This window comes from Escherichia sp. MOD1-EC5433, from assembly GCF_002966005.1.
Classification (GTDB): Bacteria; Pseudomonadota; Gammaproteobacteria; order Enterobacterales; family Enterobacteriaceae; genus Escherichia; species Escherichia ruysiae.
Map to the genome: position 1 here is coordinate 1 of NZ_PTRL01000008.1, position 19877 is coordinate 19877.

General features: G+C 46.7%; 33 protein-coding genes and 1 pseudogene. 18 read left to right on the forward strand and 16 right to left on the reverse strand.

Annotated features, from left to right (window positions below; translation table 11 throughout):
- Window positions 1–161: 161 nt before the first annotated feature.
- Window positions 162–1121, reverse strand: coding sequence for a YbgA family protein (locus C3D30_RS15845; protein ID WP_000592547.1), 960 nt, complete (start codon window positions 1119–1121; stop codon window positions 162–164).
- 192 nt (window positions 1122–1313) lie between these two features.
- On the opposite strand from C3D30_RS15845, the gene C3D30_RS15850 reads away from it, so the two are divergent.
- Window positions 1314–1838 carry a lipocalin family protein gene (locus C3D30_RS15850; protein ID WP_000780582.1) on the forward strand — a complete coding sequence of 175 codons (525 nt, stop codon included), beginning with the start codon at window positions 1314–1316 and terminating at the stop codon, window positions 1836–1838.
- A gap of 155 nt (window positions 1839–1993) precedes the next feature.
- On the opposite strand, the gene C3D30_RS15855 is transcribed toward C3D30_RS15850, so the two are convergent.
- From C3D30_RS15855 to C3D30_RS15920, 14 genes and pseudogenes are all read right to left on the reverse strand, one after another.
- Window positions 1994–2371 carry an antiterminator Q family protein gene (locus C3D30_RS15855; RefSeq protein WP_001204777.1) on the reverse strand — a complete coding sequence of 126 codons (378 nt, stop codon included), beginning with the start codon at window positions 2369–2371 and terminating at the stop codon, window positions 1994–1996.
- Window positions 2372–2456: 85 nt separating this feature from the next.
- Window positions 2457–2597, reverse strand: a complete 141-nt coding sequence (locus C3D30_RS15860; protein WP_000971070.1) for a YlcG family protein — start codon at window positions 2595–2597, stop codon at window positions 2457–2459.
- Window positions 2594–2956 carry a crossover junction endodeoxyribonuclease RusA gene (rusA, locus tag C3D30_RS15865; protein ID WP_001099521.1) on the reverse strand — a complete coding sequence of 121 codons (363 nt, stop codon included), beginning with the start codon at window positions 2954–2956 and terminating at the stop codon, window positions 2594–2596. The genes C3D30_RS15860 and rusA overlap by 4 nt, the downstream gene beginning before the upstream one ends.
- Window positions 2953–3243 carry a DUF1364 domain-containing protein gene (locus C3D30_RS15870; protein WP_001516219.1) on the reverse strand — a complete coding sequence of 97 codons (291 nt, stop codon included), beginning with the start codon at window positions 3241–3243 and terminating at the stop codon, window positions 2953–2955. Before C3D30_RS15870 ends, rusA begins: the two co-directional genes overlap by 4 nt.
- The gene (locus tag C3D30_RS15875; RefSeq protein WP_000224915.1) at window positions 3236–3406 is read right to left on the reverse strand and encodes a protein NinE from lambdoid prophage DLP12; all 171 of its coding nucleotides are present in this window, start codon (window positions 3404–3406) and stop codon (window positions 3236–3238) included. Before C3D30_RS15875 ends, C3D30_RS15870 begins: the two co-directional genes overlap by 8 nt.
- Window positions 3406–3861, reverse strand: coding sequence for a DNA base-flipping protein YbcN (ybcN, locus tag C3D30_RS15880; protein WP_105287116.1), 456 nt, complete (start codon window positions 3859–3861; stop codon window positions 3406–3408). Before ybcN ends, C3D30_RS15875 begins: the two co-directional genes overlap by 1 nt.
- Window positions 3858–3959 (reverse strand): hypothetical protein, encoded by a 102-nt coding sequence (locus C3D30_RS15885; RefSeq protein ID WP_074152891.1) that lies wholly within the window; start codon window positions 3957–3959, stop codon window positions 3858–3860. Before C3D30_RS15885 ends, ybcN begins: the two co-directional genes overlap by 4 nt.
- Before the next feature lie 108 nt (window positions 3960–4067).
- Window positions 4068–4268 (reverse strand): hypothetical protein, encoded by a 201-nt coding sequence (locus C3D30_RS15890; protein ID WP_000379696.1) that lies wholly within the window; start codon window positions 4266–4268, stop codon window positions 4068–4070.
- A gap of 637 nt (window positions 4269–4905) precedes the next feature.
- A complete protein-coding gene (locus C3D30_RS15895; RefSeq protein WP_001224616.1) occupies window positions 4906–5400 on the reverse strand; it encodes a type VI secretion system-associated protein TagO in 495 nt (164 codons plus the stop codon).
- Window positions 5401–5451: 51 nt separating this feature from the next.
- A pseudogene (locus tag C3D30_RS20880) lies at window positions 5452–5720 on the reverse strand (protein ren).
- Window positions 5717–6418 carry a replication protein P gene (locus C3D30_RS15905; RefSeq protein ID WP_000788917.1) on the reverse strand — a complete coding sequence of 234 codons (702 nt, stop codon included), beginning with the start codon at window positions 6416–6418 and terminating at the stop codon, window positions 5717–5719. The pseudogene C3D30_RS20880 and the gene C3D30_RS15905 overlap by 4 nt, the downstream one beginning before the upstream one ends.
- Entirely contained in the window at window positions 6415–7434 is a 1020-nt protein-coding gene (locus C3D30_RS15910) for a replication protein (protein ID WP_105287117.1), read from the reverse strand. The genes C3D30_RS15905 and C3D30_RS15910 overlap by 4 nt, the downstream gene beginning before the upstream one ends.
- On the reverse strand, window positions 7431–7970 hold the full coding sequence (locus C3D30_RS15915; RefSeq protein ID WP_001182866.1) for a toxin YdaT domain-containing protein: 540 nt from the start codon (window positions 7968–7970) through the stop codon (window positions 7431–7433). The genes C3D30_RS15910 and C3D30_RS15915 overlap by 4 nt, the downstream gene beginning before the upstream one ends.
- 30 nt (window positions 7971–8000) lie before the next feature.
- Complete coding sequence (locus tag C3D30_RS15920) at window positions 8001–8228, reverse strand: helix-turn-helix domain-containing protein (protein WP_000184665.1); 228 nt, start codon at window positions 8226–8228, stop codon at window positions 8001–8003.
- 110 nt (window positions 8229–8338) lie between these two features.
- Between C3D30_RS15920 and C3D30_RS15925 the strand changes: the two genes are divergently transcribed.
- The 14 genes from C3D30_RS15925 (at window position 8339) to C3D30_RS15995 (ending at window position 16023) form a co-directional block, all read left to right on the forward strand.
- Window positions 8339–9031, forward strand: a complete 693-nt coding sequence (locus C3D30_RS15925; protein WP_001295669.1) for an XRE family transcriptional regulator — start codon at window positions 8339–8341, stop codon at window positions 9029–9031.
- A gap of 73 nt (window positions 9032–9104) precedes the next feature.
- Window positions 9105–9926 (forward strand): hypothetical protein, encoded by an 822-nt coding sequence (locus C3D30_RS15930; RefSeq protein WP_238145712.1) that lies wholly within the window; start codon window positions 9105–9107, stop codon window positions 9924–9926.
- Complete coding sequence (locus C3D30_RS15935) at window positions 9923–10729, forward strand: DUF3037 domain-containing protein (protein WP_000846934.1); 807 nt, start codon at window positions 9923–9925, stop codon at window positions 10727–10729. Before C3D30_RS15930 ends, C3D30_RS15935 begins: the two co-directional genes overlap by 4 nt.
- A gap of 500 nt (window positions 10730–11229) precedes the next feature.
- Window positions 11230–11436: a phage encoded cell division inhibitor protein gene (locus C3D30_RS15940; RefSeq protein WP_000233576.1), complete on the forward strand. Its 207-nt coding sequence runs from the start codon at window positions 11230–11232 to the stop codon at window positions 11434–11436.
- 75 nt (window positions 11437–11511) lie between these two features.
- Complete coding sequence (locus tag C3D30_RS15950) at window positions 11512–11808, forward strand: host-nuclease inhibitor Gam family protein (RefSeq protein ID WP_020241285.1); 297 nt, start codon at window positions 11512–11514, stop codon at window positions 11806–11808.
- A 5-nt stretch (window positions 11809–11813) separates the two neighbouring features.
- Complete coding sequence (gene bet / locus C3D30_RS15955) at window positions 11814–12599, forward strand: phage recombination protein Bet (RefSeq protein ID WP_000100847.1); 786 nt, start codon at window positions 11814–11816, stop codon at window positions 12597–12599.
- Window positions 12596–13276 (forward strand): lambda exonuclease family protein, encoded by a 681-nt coding sequence (locus C3D30_RS15960; RefSeq protein ID WP_000186848.1) that lies wholly within the window; start codon window positions 12596–12598, stop codon window positions 13274–13276. Before bet ends, C3D30_RS15960 begins: the two co-directional genes overlap by 4 nt.
- The gene (locus C3D30_RS15965; protein ID WP_105270523.1) at window positions 13273–13455 is read left to right on the forward strand and encodes a DUF1317 domain-containing protein; all 183 of its coding nucleotides are present in this window, start codon (window positions 13273–13275) and stop codon (window positions 13453–13455) included. The genes C3D30_RS15960 and C3D30_RS15965 overlap by 4 nt, the downstream gene beginning before the upstream one ends.
- Window positions 13428–13619 carry a DUF1382 family protein gene (locus tag C3D30_RS15970; RefSeq protein WP_000548537.1) on the forward strand — a complete coding sequence of 64 codons (192 nt, stop codon included), beginning with the start codon at window positions 13428–13430 and terminating at the stop codon, window positions 13617–13619. Before C3D30_RS15965 ends, C3D30_RS15970 begins: the two co-directional genes overlap by 28 nt.
- A 76-nt stretch (window positions 13620–13695) precedes the next feature.
- A complete protein-coding gene (locus tag C3D30_RS15975) occupies window positions 13696–13911 on the forward strand; it encodes a hypothetical protein (protein WP_000188870.1) in 216 nt (71 codons plus the stop codon).
- Between the two features lie 98 nt (window positions 13912–14009).
- Complete coding sequence (locus C3D30_RS15980; protein WP_000763385.1) at window positions 14010–14228, forward strand: TraR/DksA family transcriptional regulator; 219 nt, start codon at window positions 14010–14012, stop codon at window positions 14226–14228.
- Between the two features lie 47 nt (window positions 14229–14275).
- On the forward strand, window positions 14276–14515 hold the full coding sequence (locus tag C3D30_RS15985; RefSeq protein WP_000488406.1) for a DUF4222 domain-containing protein: 240 nt from the start codon (window positions 14276–14278) through the stop codon (window positions 14513–14515).
- 139 nt (window positions 14516–14654) lie between these two features.
- Window positions 14655–14891, forward strand: coding sequence for an excisionase (locus C3D30_RS15990; protein WP_000088652.1), 237 nt, complete (start codon window positions 14655–14657; stop codon window positions 14889–14891).
- Window positions 14881–16023: a site-specific integrase gene (locus C3D30_RS15995; protein ID WP_000741339.1), complete on the forward strand. Its 1143-nt coding sequence runs from the start codon at window positions 14881–14883 to the stop codon at window positions 16021–16023. Before C3D30_RS15990 ends, C3D30_RS15995 begins: the two co-directional genes overlap by 11 nt.
- A 113-nt stretch (window positions 16024–16136) precedes the next feature.
- Here C3D30_RS15995 and icd read toward each other — a convergent pair whose 3' ends face one another.
- Window positions 16137–17387, reverse strand: coding sequence for an NADP-dependent isocitrate dehydrogenase (icd, locus tag C3D30_RS16000; protein WP_000444487.1), 1251 nt, complete (start codon window positions 17385–17387; stop codon window positions 16137–16139).
- 171 nt (window positions 17388–17558) lie between these two features.
- Between icd and rluE the strand changes: the two genes are divergently transcribed.
- Genes rluE through mnmA form a run of 3 tightly spaced genes read left to right on the forward strand, consistent with a single transcriptional unit; the run spans window position 17559 to window position 19843 of the window.
- A complete protein-coding gene (rluE, locus tag C3D30_RS16005; RefSeq protein WP_001248701.1) occupies window positions 17559–18212 on the forward strand; it encodes a 23S rRNA pseudouridine(2457) synthase RluE in 654 nt (217 codons plus the stop codon).
- A gap of 9 nt (window positions 18213–18221) precedes the next feature.
- Window positions 18222–18683, forward strand: coding sequence for a phosphatase NudJ (gene nudJ, locus C3D30_RS16010; RefSeq protein WP_016158089.1), 462 nt, complete (start codon window positions 18222–18224; stop codon window positions 18681–18683).
- A gap of 53 nt (window positions 18684–18736) precedes the next feature.
- A complete protein-coding gene (gene mnmA / locus C3D30_RS16015) occupies window positions 18737–19843 on the forward strand; it encodes a tRNA 2-thiouridine(34) synthase MnmA (RefSeq protein WP_105287118.1) in 1107 nt (368 codons plus the stop codon).
- Window positions 19844–19877: the final 34 nt, after the last annotated feature.

Below are 19877 nucleotides of genomic sequence, written 5' to 3' on the forward strand. Positions count from 1 at the left end.
TTGACTGGCATGTTTACCAAATTTAAGTTGCATCTCAATGGTTTCTTCAGCGTAAACAGAGTTTTTATACAAACTGACACTCTGGGTATCATAGTGTAGTTTTTACGATTGTAAATATCCTGTATGCAGGAACTCATCCTTTTGGATGATATCGCATACAATTAATTTACCATCAGTCTTAGAGCCAGTTCGTCCGGATAGGGATCGAAGTAATTCTGTGTAAGCAAGTAATCATTAGGATACTCACCCAGATAATGCTTCAGCAGAGTCAACGGCGCAAGAAGAGGTAATGTGCCAGAACGATAGTTAAGTATAACCTCGCTCAACTCTTTACGCTGGCGTGTACTTAAGTAGTTACTAAAATACCCCTGTATATGCATCAGCACATTCGTGTGATTTTTACGTGATGCAGGTTTTCTGAGAATCGCCATCAGCTTATCACGATACACCTCAAAGTATGATTCAAGATCCGCCCACTCGTGTATTGCAGCCACAAATGGTCCCATATCTTTATAGCCTGTCTGACTATGCGCCAACAACTGAAGCTTATAACGACTATGAAAAGCCAATAACTCTCTTCTTGATAATTTCTCCTTGTAAAGGTGATTGAGCTCATGCAAAGCAAAAACTCTTTCAACAAAATTCTCACGAAGCACTGGATCATGTAATCGCCCATCCTCTTCAACCGGTAGCCAGGAAAACTTTTCCATCAAAGTGCTCGTAAATAGTCCCACTCCATCTTTACGACCTCGATTACCATTTTCATCATAGACACGCACGCGCTCCATGCCACAGCTGGGAGATTTAGCACAAACCACAAACCCCGATACATCCTTTAATTTGTCCATATAAGAACGACTAAACTCTGTCATTCTCTCTGTCACATCCTCATTCTGGTCGTGGCTGAAACACATCCGTATATTTCCTTGCGTCGAGCGCACAAGACGTAGAGCAGGACGCGGAACTGGCAGCCCTATAGCCATTTCCGGACATACTGGTCTGAATGTTACCCATTCCACTAATTTGTCCATTAAAAAGTCAGCTCTTTTGTGACCACCATCAAAACGAACAGCAGAACCGGCCAAACAACCGCTGATTCCAATCACAGGTTTTTTTATCATATCCTCCCCCTTGACTAATTCATTAACACATAAACTGTGTAGTGCACGGAATAAATTGCCTTTCTGGCGTCATCACTGACAATTTTTCTGTTATGGACTATTCCTAATATAGTATGAAAGTTCTTTAAGTGATCGGTCGTAATCATCTATCTTTCATACTTACTCTCAACTATCAAAAGTACAGGATTTATTATGAAGTTATGGCCTGTGTTGACTGGCATTGCGCTCTCTTTCACTCTTATAGCATGTAAGGCCCCGACACCACCTAAAGGTGTGCAGCCGATTACAAATTTTGACGCCAACCGCTACCTCGGAAAATGGTATGAAATAGCTCGCCTCGAGAACCGGTTCGAACGTGGTCTGGAACAGGTCAGCGCTACTTATGGAAAACGGAACGACGGAGGGATTCGTGTACTTAACCGTGGATACGATCCAACGAAAAATAAATGGAGCGAGAGCGAAGGTAAAGCATACTTTACTGGAGATACTAAAACTGCAGCGTTGAAGGTTTCGTTTTTTGGCCCCTTCTATGGTGGCTATAATGTAATCAAACTGGATGATGAGTATAAGTATGCTCTTGTCAGTGGTCCGAACAGAGAATACCTATGGATTCTGGCAAGGACCTCAACTATTCCAGATAAAGTAAAAGCAGACTATGTGCGAACCGCTCAAAAGTTGGGATTCAATGTCAATGAATTATTATGGGTTAAACAATAAAATCCCTACCCGAAATGATACTTATTAGAAAAAAACCAGCCTTTGGGGAGGCTGGCTAAATCAGGAAACAAGCTGTTATATGATAATAACTACGTTGCGATTCCAACATTTAAAATGTTAGACTAATGACAATCAGACAGCAACTTTTCCTTTAATTATTTCGAACAATCAGCATCCATCTCCAATCGGAGATCCAACACCATCAGCATACCCTCCACTACGCCCTCAGCTTTCTGGAGCATCCTGCCAACCCAACAATCAGATCGCCCATGCTTACGTGCAAGCGCCATAAAAGTCATGCCGCCGACATAATAGTCCACCAATAAATCATGCAAATCGCTGTTGTTCTTTTTCAGACGGGCCATGCACCCGCAAATGATCATCGCGTCATCGTCACAACATTGTGGGCGAGATTTTACTTTTGAAGGAATTAATCCCTTAAAACCGGCGGCAATGGACGACCAGGTCACATCTTCATGATTATTAGCCGCCCACGCTCCCCAACGCTCAAGAACCATCTGAATATCACGCATCAACTTACTCCACAAAAATCAGACCAGAACGCCAATTACAAGCAAAAATCAACAAAACAGTATTAGTTGATTGTTATCTCTGACTTCATACTCCTGCTCCTGTCAGGGTTTTGGCGTAATTCTTCAGTATTCGGTAATCGGTCAAAACAGAACCGGGGAAACGATATAAGCGCAGACGCCCCCAGCGGTGGCGAAGAAGTTCTGCCATATAAAACTCAAACATCATTCATTCCCCATTTCGGTGATGGTCAGTTCCAGCCTCCCACCTTTGGTAACAGGCATCTTCACAACGCGGTAATCAACGACCTGAGCATCATCCAGCCAGAAACCTGCTTTGGTGAGTGCGTCAAAAGCGGCTTTTTGCAGATTATCCAGGTCACGGCGACGGCGATCCGGCATGTGGCACTCAATACGGATTTTCACTGGCATAGCCAGGCCGATATCCAGCATTGCGTTTTTAATGATTCGGGTGACGTTATCGCGGTATGCCTGCCCTTCTGCGCTGATGTGTGTGCGCCCGCGATTATGGCGGTAGTAGCGGTTATTGCTCGGCGGCCAGGGTAGTGTGATGTGGTAAGTATTCACGCCTTAATTACCCCCTCTTTCAGCCAGATAACCTGCGTTCTCGCCATACCTTCCAGCGCGCATTCTTTTGCATATCCAGCGTTAACAAAATTCGTGCGACGGTCGATCTCATCGTGACAGGCAGAACATGCAATGGTGGCAATCAGGTCTGGCGGTTTAATACCGGTGCCGCACAATCCAGCCAGCCGGATATGTGCCAGTACAGACGTTTCAGGGTTGCCATTACATACGCCAGGGATTCTTACCTGGCATTCCCGACCACGCGCTGCTTTTCTCAAATCAGCCATGACTCCTCCTTGCTGCCAGTCGCAACCATTTTTTATCAACCAAGCTGGCGGTATATCCGAGCAGTGTTGGTATTTCGGATGGCTTCAGCTCAGGTTTACGCTTACGACGATTTGGTACTCTGTAGATGTGTCCGTTCATGACACGAATAAGCGGTGTAGCCATTACGCCTCCTGCTTGTCGCGCAGCAGCTGGAACTCGCAGCTCTGTGGAATAGTCAGGTGGCAACCAATATTCATCGCCCAGGCTTCAACCTTACACAGGAAGACATACATCTCTCCGGTATCAAGATCGGAGGTATGGCGTAACGACTGGATAATGGTGATCTCACCGGTTACGACATCAACCAGGTCTTTGGTTTCATAACCGAGATATGTGTGTTTGAGAGCATCTTTTACCCAAGCTGGAGTGGCGAACGTTTTACCCTTGCTGATGAGGTATTCACTGATTTCGCTGTACCACATGTGGCTGAGTGCATTCTGGGAAAGACTGCGTCTCTCGCGCCACGGTTTAAGCACCATGCGAAAGCATTTGCCGTCCTCCAGATAAGGCTGGATCTGCTGACCGATAGCAGTGAAGTTACCACGATGCAATTTGATGCCGTCTTGTGGGAGGTTCACGCTTCACCTCCGCAGAGGTCAAACGCTGGATGCAAAGAATTGCAGGTGCATTTCTGCATCTGTGAAAGGAGAAGATAGTTTGGATTGTATGTGCGCATAAACGTCCCCGTTTAGCGCAGAAGTCACCGGAGTTGTTCAGGCTCCGATTACTTAATTATGGCAAGTTGATTATCGCAAATCAAAGGTTTTAATTGTGCTTTATTCTTTCAAGCGTTTCCTTCATACCAAAGCCTATAAAGTTTTTCTTCTTCGTTTGGGTTAATAGGCTCACCATGTTTTAATTTTTCAGTGTACAAAATTGTTGAACAAATCGCGGAAGTTAATCCAGTGATCGCCATCTGCTGCAGATCGGATTTTTGTGTCCCCCCCAACAGACGATCTCCCATCCATGTAATAATTGTATCCATGCTTCAGCCCTTCTTAGTAAATAGTGTGTAGGGCGACTGAAGGACCGAGTTTATGCTTTTTCGCATTGCTTTCAGTTAGTAGACCGGTATCGCACCGGAAACAATCCTACGGCAAATTGGTTGTCTGACCTCTCGGTTTTTCGTGCATTAACCGATACCCACTACAGTCTCGGCGAAAGCTGCACACCCCCAAGGTGTACTGGTAGCACTCGGCACAGCCTAGCGCGCCACTTTCTTCTCACTATCCAGTCTAATTTTATCCCCTAGTCAGACACTCAGATGTAGTGCTCCGCAGCGGCATGCGGGGGAATACAAAAACTCGGACAAAATTGGGCCCTCCTTTTTGAATCACTCGCGGGGATGTAGTTATTAATACATGGGAAAAGATCTGTTTTCAAATCCAACATTATATGGTTTCAATACCACGGGGTGGCTATGTGGCTATGTGTTTCTCATTATTATTTACAATCTACTGTAATCGCTCCGAACGCAAATGCGTCAATACTCGAATCAACTGATCATCCTGCCACGACTGAAATCTCAAATAGGCCGTTTCTCAAGTAAGAGATTTTGAATGCATTATTGGCTACTGAAATAAAAAACCCAGCGCCAACTGGGTTCATATGAAATTTTTTTGTCATTTCCAATTGCAAGACTGTGAAATTTTTTCCACAACCTTATCAATCTCAGACAAGTCAAACTCAACTACTTGCATAGTTGATCCATAAGGTTCAAACCCAAAAATAGCTTTTTTATGCTTAGCCAAGGTCTTTATAAATTGTATTGGTTGTGGAGCAAATGCAGAATCACCGCCTTCCCCACCTCCCCAAGCACTCTTGACCGGCTTTCCGCCATCTAACCGCACTGTAATTCTTGGGTTGTCCGAACCCATATAATCATTGAATGATAAATAGGCATCTGTTTTGTTATCACTACAACGCAACACCAGTGAAGTTGCACGATCAGTACCTGCTTTGTTATATGAATCTGGTGATAAATTAAGAGCCACAAAGTCAGTCTGGTCAGTCATTTTATTTATCTCAGACTTTGTTATCCACGGCCCTAACTTCTCTACACCAGCATTTGCAGTAAACGAGGCACTTATGACAAAGGCTATAATAAATTTTCTCATAACCCTATCTCCTTGGATTTAAAGAACTAAATATTATCAAGTCTCTTGCCACTAGAAAACCCACTTTATTTCCAAACTCTGATGGCATTCCTGAAAATCCGCTTCATACTCACTTGCCCCGCCCTATCATCCTGAGTAGCTAACCGTTAAACAAACGTTCGCCAGACCTTACCATCAATGACCAGGATTCCTGCCCGCGCCATTTTTGCCGCAGCCTGATTTATGCTGGTTAATGTCACACCTGTTGTCGCAGCAACGTCCGGCGCACAGAAGCTCTTGTGCGTCTCCAGATAATGAATAATTGCCTCTTTGCCCGTCATACAGTTGCTCCTTTCAGTCCGAACTTCGCTTTGATTTCTGCGATCTTCGCCAGAGCCTGTGCACGATTTAGAGGCCTACCGCCCATGACAGGAAGTTGTTTTACTGGTTCAGGTATCGCCTCACCACGGTTAATTCGCGCGGTCATACAGGTCAGCTCATCGGCAGCTTTACGCCGTAATTCCGCGTCAGTCAGCGCATTGGCCCGCATGTTCTGGTACAGGTTGGTAACCAACCAGTAGTGCGCGTTTGATTTCCATGGATAAGACTCTGCGTCCGGATACAGGCCACGCTTCCGGCAATACTCGTAAACCATATCAACCAGCTCGCTGGCGTTTGGCAGTCCGGCGGTAACGGATGCTTCTTCCCGGCACCAGGCGACAAACTGCCCGGGTGATGGCAGGAATGGTCGATTCTGCCGACGGGCTACGCGCATTCCTGCGTTAACCTGTTCCATTGTGGTGATCCCGTTTTCCCGGAAAGCCAGAACCCACTGGCGGCGGATTTCGTTCAGTTCGTTCTGGTCCCGGTTAGCCAGGCTCGCCGGGAAAGTTGCCAGTAACTGGCTGAACACACCGTTGATGATCCGCGCTACCTGCTGTACCTGCGGCTTTTCGTCGTACTGTTCCGGCATGTTGTTGGCGATCCGGCGCATCTGCTCACGGTCAAAGTTAACCATCTGTGCGGCGATGTTTTTCATAAATCCACCCCATAAATCCAGTCAGTGTTTGTCAGGTCGAGTTTTGATTTTCCGGCTGTCACGCCAGCCTGTTGCTTGTTACGGTTGATTTCGAGTTGGGTCCACTTGTCGCGGAGTTTGGCCGGACTTAGCACGTTACCGGACCAGAAGTTGTCCTGGCATGCCCAGCGGAACAGCACGCACATGTCGCGGTGGTTACGTCCGTCACGTTCACGCATCAGGCGGATATCGTTAGCCCACCCTGCAAAATTCGGTTTTCTGGCTGATGGCGCGATGGTCTTCACCATGTCAAACATCCACTCTGCGGCGGTCAGGTCTTCTGCTGTCCCCCACCTGCTGCCGCTCTGAATTGCAGCATCTGGTTTCTCCACAGGAAGATCGTTTTCTGGTTGGTCAGAGGATTCGCCAGAATTCTCGGACGAAAAAGGTTTTATATTGTCTTTTGTTAGTTTGTCTTTTGTGTTTACCTGATTCGGGTAAACGCCTTTACCTGATTTGGGTAAACTTTTCTTACCTGATTCAGGTAAATTTACCTCTTTCAGGTAAACTTTATTTTTCTTACCTGATTCGGGTAATGTTGACCATTCACTGACCACATTATTAATGCCGATATTCCGCCCGCTCTGAATAAGAATCCCACGCTTTACCAGAACGCTTTTTGCAGCAGAACACTTGTGCGGCAATATCCCGGTCAATTCGGAAAGTTGCTCGTTGCTCACCCAATCCAGTTTTTTATTAAAGCCATATGTTTTGCGCATGACAGCCAGGAAGACCAGAAGCTGGTGCTGTGTTAATCCGGCCAGCATCACAGCTTCCAGCAACTCATTTGCAATGCGCGTATAACCATCATCGAGATCTGCCACGCGCGGCTCCTTTTGTGCCACATCCGGCACTGGAAAATTGAATATCTCAGCAGTGTTTGCCATAATTCCTCCCGCAATGAGTGTGTTACGATTTGCACCTGAAAGTCGGTTCTGTTCGCGCAGACCGGCTTTCGCCATTTCTGAACCTGTCATATTGCCCCCAGCATGGTGGTGACCATCGCCATCAGTGGACCAGCCAAATCCGGGTCCACACGAAACATCGACACAATGCCTTCACTCATCTCCTTCAGTTTCTGGTGGCGTGGTGCGTTGAGAATGACAGCCTGTTTTGCCTCACTGAGTTCCTTTTCCATTTCAGCCAGCCGAGCCATGAAGCTATCCTGCTCAACCAGGTGGCCGCGATATTTCAGCGGTAGTACTGCCAGAATTGCTGGAGTCAGTTCACGCACGTTATTTCGGTATTTTTCAGAATCGAATTTGTTATCGAGAAAGCGGAACAGCTTCTGGCGTGCACGACTGACATCATCAGGAAAATCGATAGTGCCGCCGCCCTGTGCTCGATACTCATTCACAATGAGTGCGGCAACGACATCCTGATTATCTACAGCCGACCAGGCGCGGATGGCATCACGGATTTTTTCGTGGCCTGGCACCTGTTTTATTTGAGAACGATTTATCACCGCAGTCGGGATAAATCCGCTAGTCTGTTGGTATGTAAGTGGTTGCATAGTCATTGCCTTATCAGTTAACGCCGCAGTTTAGGCGGCAGAATTACTCGCGTTAAACAATGGTGCGAGGTCGGGACGAATATCTGCTGGTTTAATCTTTCCACCAGTGGCTGAGACAATTTTCATTACATAGCGGGCATCAATTCCGCCACCGTGTAGCCAACGCCAAACAGTGGGTTGGGCTACACCGCATAGATCTGCCAGTCGTTTTTGACTACCTGTAATACTGATTGCGAGTTGAATGGTTTGATTTGTCATTATCAATTCCTATTGGTATTGCAATGAATGAATAATAGCAATGCGTATTAATCCAAGCAATAGCAAAACGTGTTTTGACCATCAATACGCAAGCGTATAAATTAAAACTTATGAAAAAAGAAACTCTTGCTGATCGCTTAAACCTAGCGATGGAACAATCTGGAATGTCTCAAGGCGCTCTTGCAAAGGCGTCTGGCGTAGCTCAACCCACAATCTGGAGACTGACAAGCGGCAACGCGCGCGGCTCAACAAAAATTGTTGAAATAGCTAATGCATTGGGTGTTCGAACAGAATGGCTCTCATCAGGCATAGGCCCGATGAGAAATGACGGTCAACAATCAGGGAAGCCTGCTGTCAGCCATTCCAAATACTTCAAAATTGACGTTCTTGATATAGAAGTCAGTGCCGGGCCGGGTGTAATCAACCGTGAGTTTGTAGAAGTTCTACGCTCGGTTGAGTACTCGTTTGACGATGCTCGTCACATGTTCGATGGCAGGAAGGCGGAAAATATCCGCATCATTAACGTGCGTGGTGACAGCATGTCAGGAACGATCGAACCAGGTGATCTGCTGTTCGTTGATATCACGGTTAAATCTTTCGACGGTGATGGTATCTATGCGTTTCTGTACGACGACACAGCCCATGTAAAGCGTCTGCAAATGATGAAGGATAAGCTGCTGGTTATCTCTGATAACAAGAGCTACTCACCGTGGGACCCGATCGAGAAAGACGAGATGAACCGGGTGTTCATCTTCGGTAAGGTTATTGGGAGCATGCCGCAGACGTATAGGAAGCATGGGTAGCGGATTAGCTAATCATTATGATGTTGTTCAAATTTAAGAGGTCCGCATGTCTTCGATTTGGGGAAAAAAGTTGATGACGAAAGAACAAGAGCCAAACACTGATGAAGTGAAACCAGAGCAAGGAAGTTTGTTTGAATTAGAATTTCATGAATATACACCTTCAAGCTTAGGCACAGCACACCTTTCTGGTTTCGCTATTGCCACTGATGAAATGGAATATGCAGTTAAAAGCATGCGCTCCACCCCACCTTTTCCTGTACAAAACCCAACTCAAGTACCGGCAGCGGAATGGTTTTGCACAAATTTAGCTGAAAAATGCGGCATCGCTACACCTGTGTGCAAAATTCTCAAGTGTATTGCTAATGGGGAGTATGTTTTTGGCTCTCGCATAGAGTTTTCAGCCTGGAAATCTGGTCTCAATAGTCCTCAATGGATAAATTTGCTCTCAAATGCTTCTGAATCCTTAAAGAAGCAACTCTGGGCAATTTATGCATTTGATCAGTTTGTATATAACATTGACAGACACCTCAACAACTACTTATACATGGAAAACACCCGAGGCAATGTTATAGTTAAAACATTCGATTTTAGTCTAAGCTCTTTTGTTATAGGCTGGCCACGAAATACCCCTCATATACTACCAACAGACTCCAGTACAACAACAAACTGGACGATTGCTAAACAATTCATTGGCGACACTGATGATCTGAGAAAGTGCGCATTATCTGTCCTTGACAAAATTGAAAAAATTGGAGTTGAGGCTATATCTGATATACTTAACTCTATGCCTGAAGCATGGATGCCACCAATGCATAAGGAGTATTTTTTGAAGTGGTGGGACAGCGAGGAGCGAATCGATAGGCTAAATGCCATAAGACTGGAGATAACATCTTGAAAACTTTCAAATACAGCTTAATCAGAGTTACACCGAACTTAGAGAAAGGTGAAACGATTAACGTTGGTTTGATCGTTTACCATGACTCTGACATAGACGTACGTATGCTCAATTCAGTTTCAAAACTTAAAGCGATTGACAAAGATCTTACCTTAGATTACTTAGAGGATCTTTCGACCTCGCTTTTTGATTTGTCACAAAAAATCAACAATGCTGAACTTCTTCCTTGTCTTTTTAAGGGAGCATTATCGTTATCGTCATTTGGCATGTTCACTCTTCAAGCCAACGAAGATTACGAAGCTAAAGTTACTGATCTAATGAATCGGTTAGTAAACCCACAAAAACAGCCACATAAACAGTTGAAAAAAAAGGTTTTTTCTGAATTAAAATCCACCTTTATACAACATGGAATTTTCAGTAAGTATTTTGAAGATCTTTCCCAACATAAAATCGTAGCTAATTATCCAATTAGTAATGAAGAAGGGTTAGTTGCAGATTTTTTGTTAAAAAATGGCAAATACCATCTTACAGAAACATTAGATTTTCGTTCTGAAAATATAAAAAAACAAATGGGTGAAGCTGCGATAAGTGTTTTAACAATTACTAAAGCCTACGAATTATACAATTCAAATATTGATTCATTTGTAATTTTTGCCGCTGAAACGACAGCACAAGAAAAGTCAGCAAAACAGCAGCTAAATCTACTGGAAAAACACGCTGATAATCTTATCAACGCATATAGCAAAGAAGACATGCGTTCATATTACGAAAAGATGCTGAATGCTGCCTCTATGTTACAGTAGAAAAAACTGACTAATTTAATTAATAACCCGGCCACCGTGCCGGGTTTTCTTTTGTCCCCTCCCCTCATCACACACCGCTCAAAAAACCACCACACCCCTGCTTCAGTTATCGCTATGCGATGCAAGTCACAAAATTAATTCTTTTTGCTATCAAACATTTAATATCAAAACACATTAGTCAATAGCAATAAGTATTGATATCACCAATAGCAATAGCTATTATCACCATATCGCAACAACACAACGATACGGCAACCACCTGATTCACCGTTGCGATGACCGCTTAGATCCGCAGCTTGAATTTCAGCAGGCTCCGGGGAGTGCGAGGGGTGAAGCGGACGCGTGAACGTCGGTGTGACCAGCTGAAATTAACTCAACATTTCATACCTTAGTCGCTTCAACGAGGCGGCTTAGTTATGACAACCGGCGGCCATCCACCGCCTGAATACGCGCAGAAGTCTCTATATGTTCAGCAGCCCAGCTTACGGGCAGGAGTTTTTATGGTTCATCAACATTACGGAACGCAGACCGTTAATCGAGGTGCGGTCATGCCAGGAATGCTGGTCAAACACAAAGATGGTACCTGGACTGCATCAGCTAATTTACGCGGACGGCTTTATCTGCATCGCGGCATCGAGCGCACTTATACCCGTGATTTGCTCGTGGAAGTTTTTCTCGACGGACGCGGTAACGGCCTGAATCACTAATCCCCTTTCCTGTTTTCCTAATCAGCCCGGCATTTCGCGGGCGATATTTTCACAGCCATTTTCAGGAGTTCAGCCATGAACGCTTATTACATTCAGGATCGTCTTGAGGCTCAGAGCTGGGCGCGTCACTACCAGCAGCTCGCTCGTGAAGAGAAAGAGGCAGAACTGGCAGACGACATGGAAAAAGGCCTGCCCCAGCACCTGTTTGAATCGCTATGCATCGATCATTTGCAACGCCACGGGGCCAGCAAAAAAGCCATTACCCGTGCGTTTGATGACGATGTTGAGTTTCAGGAGCGCATGGCAGAACACATCCGGTACATGGTTGAAACCATTGCTCACCACCAGGTTGATATTGATTCAGAGGTATAAAACGGATGAGTACAGCACTCGCAACGCTGGCAGGGAAGCTGGCTGAACGTGTCGGCATGGATTCTGTCGACCCACAGGAACTGATCACCACTCTTCGCCAGACGGCATTTAAAGGTGATGCCAGCGATGCGCAGTTCATCGCATTGTTGATCGTCGCCAACCAGTACGGCCTTAATCCGTGGACGAAAGAAATTTACGCCTTCCCTGACAAGCAGAACGGCATCGTTCCGGTGGTGGGCGTTGATGGCTGGTCCCGTATCATCAATGAAAACCAGCAGTTTGATGGCATGGACTTTGAGCAGGACAATGAATCCTGCACATGCCGGATTTATCGCAAGGACCGTAATCATCCGATCTGCGTTACCGAGTGGATGGATGAATGCCGCCGCGAACCATTCAAAACCCGCGAAGGCAGAGAAATCACGGGGCCGTGGCAGTCGCATCCCAAACGGATGTTACGTCATAAAGCCATGATTCAGTGTGCCCGTCTGGCCTTCGGATTTGCTGGTATCTATGACAAGGATGAAGCCGAGCGCATTGTCGAAAATACCGCATACACTGCAGAACGTCAGCCGGAACGCGACATCACTCCGGTTAACGATGAAACCATGCAGGAGATTAACACTCTACTGATTGCCCTGGATAAAACATGGGATGACGACTTATTGCCGCTCTGTTCCCAGATATTTCGCCGCGACATTCGCGCATCGTCAGAACTGACACAGGCCGAAGCAGTGAAAGCTCTTGGATTCCTGAAACAGAAAGCCACTGAGCAGAAGGTGGCAGCATGACACCGGACATTATCCTGCAGCGTACCGGGATCGACGTGAGAGCTGTCGAACAGGGGGATGATGCATGGCACAAATTACGGCTCGGCGTCATCACCGCTTCAGAAGTTCACAACGTGATAGCAAAGCCCCGCTCAGGAAAGAAGTGGCCTGACATGAAAATGTCCTACTTCCACACCCTGCTGGCTGAGGTTTGCACCGGTGTGGCTCCGGAAGTTAATGCTAAGGCGCTGGCCTGGGGAAAACAGTACGAGAACGACGCCAGAACCCTGTTTGAATTCACTTCCGGCGTGAATGTTACTGAATCCCCGATCATCTATCGCGACGAAAGTATGCGCACCGCCTGCTCTCCCGATGGTTTATGCAGTGACGGCAATGGCCTTGAGCTGAAATGCCCGTTTACCTCCCGGGATTTCATGAAGTTCCGGCTCGGTGGTTTCGAGGCCATAAAGTCGGCTTACATGGCCCAGGTGCAGTACAGCATGTGGGTGACACGAAAAGATGCCTGGTACTTTGCAAACTATGACCCGCGTATGAAGCGTGAAGGACTGCATTATGTCGTGGTTGAGCGGGATGAAAAGTACATGGCGAGTTTTGACGAGATGGTGCCGGAGTTCATCGAAAAAATGGACGAGGCACTGGCTGAAATTGGTTTTGTATTTGGGGAGCAATGGCGATGACGCATCCTCACGATAATATCCGGGTAGGCGCGATCACTTTCGTCTACTCCATTACAAAGCGAGGCTGGGTATTTCCCGGCCTTTCTGTTATCAGAAATCCACTGAAAGCACAGCGGCTGGCTGAGGCGATAAATAATAAACGAGGGGCTGTATGCACAAAGCATCTCCCGTTGAGTTAAGAACGAGTATCGAGATGGCACATAGCCTCGCTCAAATTGGAGTCAGGTTTGTGCCAATACCAGTAGAAACAGACGAAGAATTTCATACGTTAGCCACATCCCTTTCACAAAAGCTGGAAATGATGGTGGCGAAAGCAGAAGCAGATGAGAGAGACCAGGTATGACAACCACTGAATGCATTTTTCTGGCAGCGGGCTTCATATTCTGTGTGCTTATGCTTGCCGACATGGGACTTGTTCAATGACACCTCAGCAAGAAAACGCCCTTCGCAGTATTGCCCGTCAGGCTAATTCTGAAATCAAAAAAGCCAGACAGCAGTTTCCGGATAAAAACGTCGATGACATTTGCCGTAGCGTACTGAAGAAGCACCGCGAAACGGTAACGCTGATGGGATTCACACCGACTCATTTAAGCCTGGCGATCGGCATGTTAAACGGCGTCTTTAAGGAACGGTGAACATGAAAAGCAAAATCATCAGGGAGCTACAGGCTCCTTTTTTATTGTTCGCATTCACCCTCAAGCGTATTAACCAACAATTCAGGGATTAATGAAAGATGGCAGACATCATTGATTCAGCATCAGAAATCGAAGAATTACAGCGCAATACAGCAATAAAAATGCGTCGTCTGAACTATCAGACTGTATCCGCAACTCATTGTTGTGAATGTGGCGATCCGATAGATGAGCGAAGACGCCTGGCTGTTCAGGGTTGTCGGACTTGTGCAAGTTGCCAGGAGGAGATCGAACTTAAGAACAAACAATGGGGACTGTGATGGCCTCAAAGCAGCAAATTTCAACATCGTCCAACTGAGGTGTAAAAATGTTCAGAATCATTTTTCCTAACACCTGGTACGTCGACCACCACGGCACTCCCTGCAAAATCCTGCGTTCTACCCACAACAAAGTTCACTACATCCGAAAAGGCAGAACATGTATCGCCAGCATGTTCCGCTTTAATCATGACTTTGAACCTGTGAATAAAGCTGATGCAGATCGGATAGCAGAAGAGATCGAAACGGCAGAACACATTAAGAAGTTACGTGCCATACGCAGGAAATAGAAAAATTGATAAATTCAATACTGCATTTCTCAGCATTAAATTTATCTCTATGACCAGTCAAGAGATGTACCTGCCATGAGCTTAATATCATGTCAGATATATCGGTCACAAACTCCCTCAGCAGCTAAGAGGAGGACAAATGTCTCGACTAATCACTTTACAGGACTGGGCTAAAGAAGAATTTGGGGACTTAGCACCAAGTGAGCGAGTTCTGAAAAAATACGCGCAAGGGAAAATGATGGCCCCACCCGCTATAAAAGTTGGTCGCTACTGGATGATTGACCGAAATTCCCGTTTTGTAGGAACGCTTGCAGAACCGCAACTCCTAATAAACGCAAACCCAAAACTCCAACGGATAATCGCTGATGGCTGCTAGACCCCGATCTCACAAAATCTCTATACCTAATTTATATTGCAAATTAGATAAGCGAACCGGAAAGGTATATTGGCAATACAAACATCCACTATCCGGTCGTTTTCATAGCTTAGGAACTGATGAGAATGAAGCAAAACAAGTTGCTACTGAAGCAAATACCATTATTGCTGAACAACGTACCAGACAAATATTAAGCGTCAATGAGCGTCTGGAAAGAATGAAAGGCAGGCGCTCAGACATTACGGTGACAGAATGGCTTGATAAATATATTTCTATCCAGGAGGACAGGCTGCAACATAATGAACTAAGACCCAACTCCTATCGGCAAAAAGGCAAACCCATTCGTCTTTTCCGTGAGCATTGTGGAATGCAACACCTCAAGGATATTACCGCACTTGATATTGCCGAAATAATTGATGCTGTAAAGGCTGAAGGTCATAACAGGATGGCGCAAGTCGTGAGAATGGTGTTGATCGACGTCTTCAAAGAAGCACAACACGCAGGACATGTTCCGCCAGGATTTAACCCAGCGCAGGCAACAAAACAACCGCGAAATCGAGTAAACCGCCAAAGATTGTCACTGCCCGAATGGCAGGCAATATTTGAAAGCGTAAGCAGACGGCAGCCCTATTTAAAATGCGGCATGCTACTTGCTCTTGTTACTGGACAACGTTTAGGCGATATCTGCAATTTGAAATTCTCTGATATATGGGACGACATGTTGCACATTACTCAGGAAAAAACCGGTTCAAAACTTGCTATTCCGCTTAACCTGAAATGCGATGCTCTGAATATTACCCTTCGTGAAGTTATATCTCAGTGCAGGGATGCTGTTGTTAGTAAATATCTGGTCCATTACCGTCACACTACCTCTCAAGCAAACAGAGGAGACCAGGTTTCTGCAAATACTCTGACAACGGCTTTTAAAAAGGCCCGGGAAAAATGTGGCATAAAATGGGAGCAAGGAACTGCGCCCACATTTCATGAGCAGCGATCTCTGTCAGAACGGTTATATCGGGAACAGGGTCTGGATACGCAAAAGTTGTTAGGTCATAAATCCAGAAAAATGACCGACCGATACAATGATGATCGTGGTAAAGACTGGGTTATCGTAGATATTAAAACAGCATAGAAAATAGCCAGTTTTGGGGAAGGGTTTTGGGGAAAGTTTTGGGGAAGATTTTACATCTTCATAAAACAACGGGCGTATAACACGCCCGTTTCAATATTTAACACATGTAGAGATTACATGTTCTTGATGATCGCGTCACCAAACTCTGAACATTTCAACAGTTTAGCGCCTTCCATCAGACGTTCGAAGTCATAGGTTACGGTCTTGGCGTTGATTGCGCCTTCCATACCTTTAACAATCAGGTCTGCGGCTTCAGTCCAACCCATATGGCGCAGCATCATCTCAGCGGAGAGGATGATAGAGCCTGGGTTAACTTTGTCCTGACCGGCGTATTTCGGCGCAGTACCGTGGGTGGCTTCAAACAGTGCGCATTCGTCACCGATGTTTGCGCCAGGTGCGATACCAATACCACCAACCTGTGCTGCCAGAGCGTCAGAAATGTAATCACCGTTCAGGTTCATACAGGCGATAACGTCGTATTCAGCCGGACGCAGCAGGATCTGTTGCAGGAATGCATCAGCAATCACGTCTTTAATGACGATCTCTTTGCCGGTGTTCGGGTTTTTAACTTTCAGCCACGGGCCGCCGTCGATCAGTTCACCGCCAAACTCTTCACGCGCCAGCTGGTAGCCCCAGTCTTTAAACGCACCTTCGGTGAACTTCATGATGTTGCCTTTGTGCACCAGGGTCACAGAGTCACGGTCGTTAGCAATTGCGTATTCGATCGCTGCACGAACCAGACGTTTGGTGCCTTCTTCCGAACATGGCTTAATACCGATACCGCAATGTTCCGGGAAGCGAATTTTCTTCACGCCCATCTCTTCACGCAGGAATTTGATCACTTTCTCGGCGTCGGCAGAGTCAGCTTTCCATTCGATACCCGCATAAATGTCTTCCGAGTTTTCACGGAAGATAACCATATCGGTCAGTTCAGGGTGTTTAACCGGGCTTGGGGTGCCCTGATAGTAACGTACCGGACGCAGGCAGATGTAGAGATCCAGTTCCTGGCGCAGGGCAACGTTCAGAGAACGAATACCGCCACCAACCGGAGTGGTCAGCGGGCCTTTAATGGCAACACGATATTCACGAATCAGATCAAGGGTTTCAGCAGGCAGCCAGACATCCTGACCATAAACCTGTGTGGATTTTTCACCGGTGTAAATTTCCATCCAGGAGATTTTACGCTCGCCTTTATAGGCTTTCTCGACTGCAGCGTCGACCACTTTCAGCATGGCTGGGGTTACATCTACACCGATTCCATCACCTTCAATGTAAGGGATAATCGGATTTTCAGGAACGTTGAGTTTGCCGTTTTGCAGGGTGATCTTCTTGCCTTGTGCCGGAACAACTACTTTACTTTCCATTCACCTCTCCTTCGAGCGCTACTGGTTTGCTCGTCTGCCACCACGTTGCATATGCGTTTGCGTCCTGCGATACGGATGCTTTAGAGCAATTTTTTGTTAATGATTTGTAATTAGCTTGTCAATACTACCCTATTGTTTGCCGTCATGAAAGATGCGCGTTATTAGGCTATAATGCGGCAATTCATAATCTCTGAAAATACCATGCAAAAAACTTCTTTTAGAAATCACCAGGTTAAGCGATTCAGCTCGCAACGTTCTACCAGGCGTAAACCTGAAAACCAGCCCACGCGCGTGATCCTGTTCAATAAACCCTATGATGTTCTTCCGCAGTTCACCGATGAAGCCGGGCGTAAAACATTAAAAGAATTCATCCCGGTTCAGGGCGTTTATGCGGCAGGTCGTCTTGACCGCGATAGCGAAGGGTTACTGGTACTGACCAATAATGGCGCGTTACAGGCGCGTTTAACCCAGCCGGGTAAACGCACCGGAAAAATCTACTATGTGCAGGTGGAAGGCATTCCCACACAAGATGCACTTGAAGCCTTGCGCAATGGCGTAACCTTAAATGATGGCCCTACCCTGCCCGCAGGTGTGGACCTGGTTGAAGAACCGGAGTGGTTATGGCCGCGTAATCCGCCAATTCGTGAACGCAAAAGTATTCCCACCAGCTGGCTGAAGATCACCTTATATGAAGGACGTAATCGCCAGGTGCGCCGCATGACCGCCCATGTTGGTTTCCCCACGCTGCGACTGATTCGCTATGCGATGGGTGATTACTCTTTGGATAATCTTGCCAATGGCGAATGGCGAGAAGCGACAGATTAAGGACGCAAAATGTTTAAACCGCACGTTACCGTTGCCTGCGTGGTGCACGCAGAAGGTAAATTTTTAGTCGTTGAAGAGACGATTAATGGTAAAGCGTTATGGAACCAACCCGCCGGGCATCTGGAAGCAGATGAAACCTTAGTGGAAGCCGCCGCCCGTGAGCTGTGGGAAGAAACCGGCATCAGCGCGCAACCGCAACACTTTATTCGTATGCATCAGTGGATTGCGCCAGATAAAACGCCGTTTTTGCGTTTCCTGTTTGCCATTGAGCTTGAGCAAATATGCCCAACCCAGCCTCATGACAGCGATATCGACTACTGCCGTTGGGTCAGCGCCGAAGAAATTTTACAGGCGTCAAATCTGCGCTCGCCGCTGGTGGCGGAAAGTATTCGTTGTTATCAAAGCGGGCAACGCTATCCGCTGGAGATGATTGGCGATTTTAACTGGCCTTTTACAAAGGGTGTCATCTAAAAGGCTGCGTGATAGAATACGCCGCCTTGAAGTTCAATGTCGTGAGTAATCCAATGTCTGAAACCGCAAAAAAAGTAATCGTCGGCATGTCCGGCGGTGTCGATTCCTCCGTTTCTGCCTGGCTGTTGCAACAACAGGGATATCAGGTCGAAGGCCTGTTTATGAAGAACTGGGAAGAAGATGACGGTGAGGAATATTGCACGGCGGCAGCGGATCTGGCTGATGCCCAGGCTGTCTGCGACAAGCTCGGCATTGAACTGCACACCGTCAACTTTGCTGCCGAGTACTGGGACAACGTCTTTGAACTGTTCCTTGCCGAATATAAAGCCGGTCGCACGCCGAATCCGGATATTCTGTGCAACAAAGAGATCAAATTTAAAGCCTTCCTCGAATTTGCCGCCGAAGATTTAGGTGCCGATTATATCGCTACCGGCCATTACGTGCGTCGGGCAGATGTCGATGGCAAGAGCCGCCTGCTGCGTGGTCTGGACAGCAATAAAGACCAGAGCTACTTCCTTTATACGCTCAGCCATGAGCAGATTGCGCAAAGCCTGTTCCCGGTCGGCGAACTGGAAAAACCGCAGGTGCGTAAGATTGCAGAAGATCTTGGTCTGGTCACCGCGAAGAAAAAAGACTCTACCGGCATCTGCTTTATTGGCGAACGTAAATTCCGCGAGTTCCTGGGTCGTTATCTCCCGGCGCAACCGGGCAAAATCATTACCGTTGATGGCGATGAAATTGGCGAACACCAGGGACTGATGTATCACACCCTCGGTCAGCGTAAAGGTCTGGGTATCGGTGGCACCAAAGACGGCACCGAAGAACCGTGGTACGTCGTCGATAAAGACGTCGAGAACAACATTCTGGTTGTCGCACAGGGTCATGAACATCCACGTCTGATGTCTGTCGGGCTGATTGCCCAGCAGTTGCACTGGGTCGATCGTGAACCCTTCACCGGCACTATGCGTTGCACGGTGAAAACCCGCTATCGCCAGACCGACATCCCGTGCACCGTCAAGGCGCTGGACGACGATCGCATTGAAGTGATTTTCGATGGGCCGGTTGCCGCTGTTACGCCGGGTCAGTCTGCCGTCTTCTACAACGGTGAAGTGTGCCTCGGTGGCGGTATCATTGAGCAGCGTCTGCCGCTGCCGGTCTGATTTTTTTCTTTACTTAAAACAAGGAAGCAGTGAA

Coding starts and splice junctions, on each gene's coding strand:
- C3D30_RS15905 (WP_000788917.1), bottom strand. CDS start 6,418: ATGAAAAACATCGCCGCACAGATGGTTAACTTTGACCGTGAGCAGATG.
- C3D30_RS15990 (WP_000088652.1), top strand. CDS start 14,655: ATGTCTCGACTAATCACTTTACAGGACTGGGCTAAAGAAGAATTTGGG.
- C3D30_RS15845 (WP_000592547.1), bottom strand. CDS start 1,121: ATGATAAAAAAACCTGTGATTGGAATCAGCGGTTGTTTGGCCGGTTCT.
- C3D30_RS15995 (WP_000741339.1), top strand. CDS start 14,881: ATGGCTGCTAGACCCCGATCTCACAAAATCTCTATACCTAATTTATAT.
- C3D30_RS15910 (WP_105287117.1), bottom strand. CDS start 7,434: ATGACAGGTTCAGAAATGGCGAAAGCCGGTCTGCGCGAACAGAACCGA.
- C3D30_RS15985 (WP_000488406.1), top strand. CDS start 14,276: ATGTTCAGAATCATTTTTCCTAACACCTGGTACGTCGACCACCACGGC.
- C3D30_RS15895 (WP_001224616.1), bottom strand. CDS start 5,400: ATGAGAAAATTTATTATAGCCTTTGTCATAAGTGCCTCGTTTACTGCA.
- C3D30_RS15950 (WP_020241285.1), top strand. CDS start 11,512: ATGAACGCTTATTACATTCAGGATCGTCTTGAGGCTCAGAGCTGGGCG.
- C3D30_RS15930 (WP_238145712.1), top strand. CDS start 9,105: ATGACGAAAGAACAAGAGCCAAACACTGATGAAGTGAAACCAGAGCAA.
- C3D30_RS15920 (WP_000184665.1), bottom strand. CDS start 8,228: ATGACAAATCAAACCATTCAACTCGCAATCAGTATTACAGGTAGTCAA.
- C3D30_RS15860 (WP_000971070.1), bottom strand. CDS start 2,597: ATGATGTTTGAGTTTTATATGGCAGAACTTCTTCGCCACCGCTGGGGG.
- C3D30_RS15915 (WP_001182866.1), bottom strand. CDS start 7,970: ATGCAACCACTTACATACCAACAGACTAGCGGATTTATCCCGACTGCG.
- icd (WP_000444487.1), bottom strand. CDS start 17,387: ATGGAAAGTAAAGTAGTTGTTCCGGCACAAGGCAAGAAGATCACCCTG.
- bet (WP_000100847.1), top strand. CDS start 11,814: ATGAGTACAGCACTCGCAACGCTGGCAGGGAAGCTGGCTGAACGTGTC.
- C3D30_RS15925 (WP_001295669.1), top strand. CDS start 8,339: ATGAAAAAAGAAACTCTTGCTGATCGCTTAAACCTAGCGATGGAACAA.
- C3D30_RS15850 (WP_000780582.1), top strand. CDS start 1,314: ATGAAGTTATGGCCTGTGTTGACTGGCATTGCGCTCTCTTTCACTCTT.
- C3D30_RS15875 (WP_000224915.1), bottom strand. CDS start 3,406: ATGGCTACACCGCTTATTCGTGTCATGAACGGACACATCTACAGAGTA.
- C3D30_RS15885 (WP_074152891.1), bottom strand. CDS start 3,959: ATGCGCACATACAATCCAAACTATCTTCTCCTTTCACAGATGCAGAAA.
- C3D30_RS15940 (WP_000233576.1), top strand. CDS start 11,230: ATGGTTCATCAACATTACGGAACGCAGACCGTTAATCGAGGTGCGGTC.
- C3D30_RS15960 (WP_000186848.1), top strand. CDS start 12,596: ATGACACCGGACATTATCCTGCAGCGTACCGGGATCGACGTGAGAGCT.
- C3D30_RS15965 (WP_105270523.1), top strand. CDS start 13,273: ATGACGCATCCTCACGATAATATCCGGGTAGGCGCGATCACTTTCGTC.
- nudJ (WP_016158089.1), top strand. CDS start 18,222: ATGTTTAAACCGCACGTTACCGTTGCCTGCGTGGTGCACGCAGAAGGT.
- mnmA (WP_105287118.1), top strand. CDS start 18,737: ATGTCTGAAACCGCAAAAAAAGTAATCGTCGGCATGTCCGGCGGTGTC.
- C3D30_RS15980 (WP_000763385.1), top strand. CDS start 14,010: ATGGCAGACATCATTGATTCAGCATCAGAAATCGAAGAATTACAGCGC.
- C3D30_RS15855 (WP_001204777.1), bottom strand. CDS start 2,371: ATGCGTGATATTCAGATGGTTCTTGAGCGTTGGGGAGCGTGGGCGGCT.
- C3D30_RS15975 (WP_000188870.1), top strand. CDS start 13,696: ATGACACCTCAGCAAGAAAACGCCCTTCGCAGTATTGCCCGTCAGGCT.
- C3D30_RS15870 (WP_001516219.1), bottom strand. CDS start 3,243: ATGGCTGATTTGAGAAAAGCAGCGCGTGGTCGGGAATGCCAGGTAAGA.
- rluE (WP_001248701.1), top strand. CDS start 17,559: ATGCGGCAATTCATAATCTCTGAAAATACCATGCAAAAAACTTCTTTT.
- C3D30_RS15970 (WP_000548537.1), top strand. CDS start 13,428: ATGCACAAAGCATCTCCCGTTGAGTTAAGAACGAGTATCGAGATGGCA.
- C3D30_RS15890 (WP_000379696.1), bottom strand. CDS start 4,268: ATGGATACAATTATTACATGGATGGGAGATCGTCTGTTGGGGGGGACA.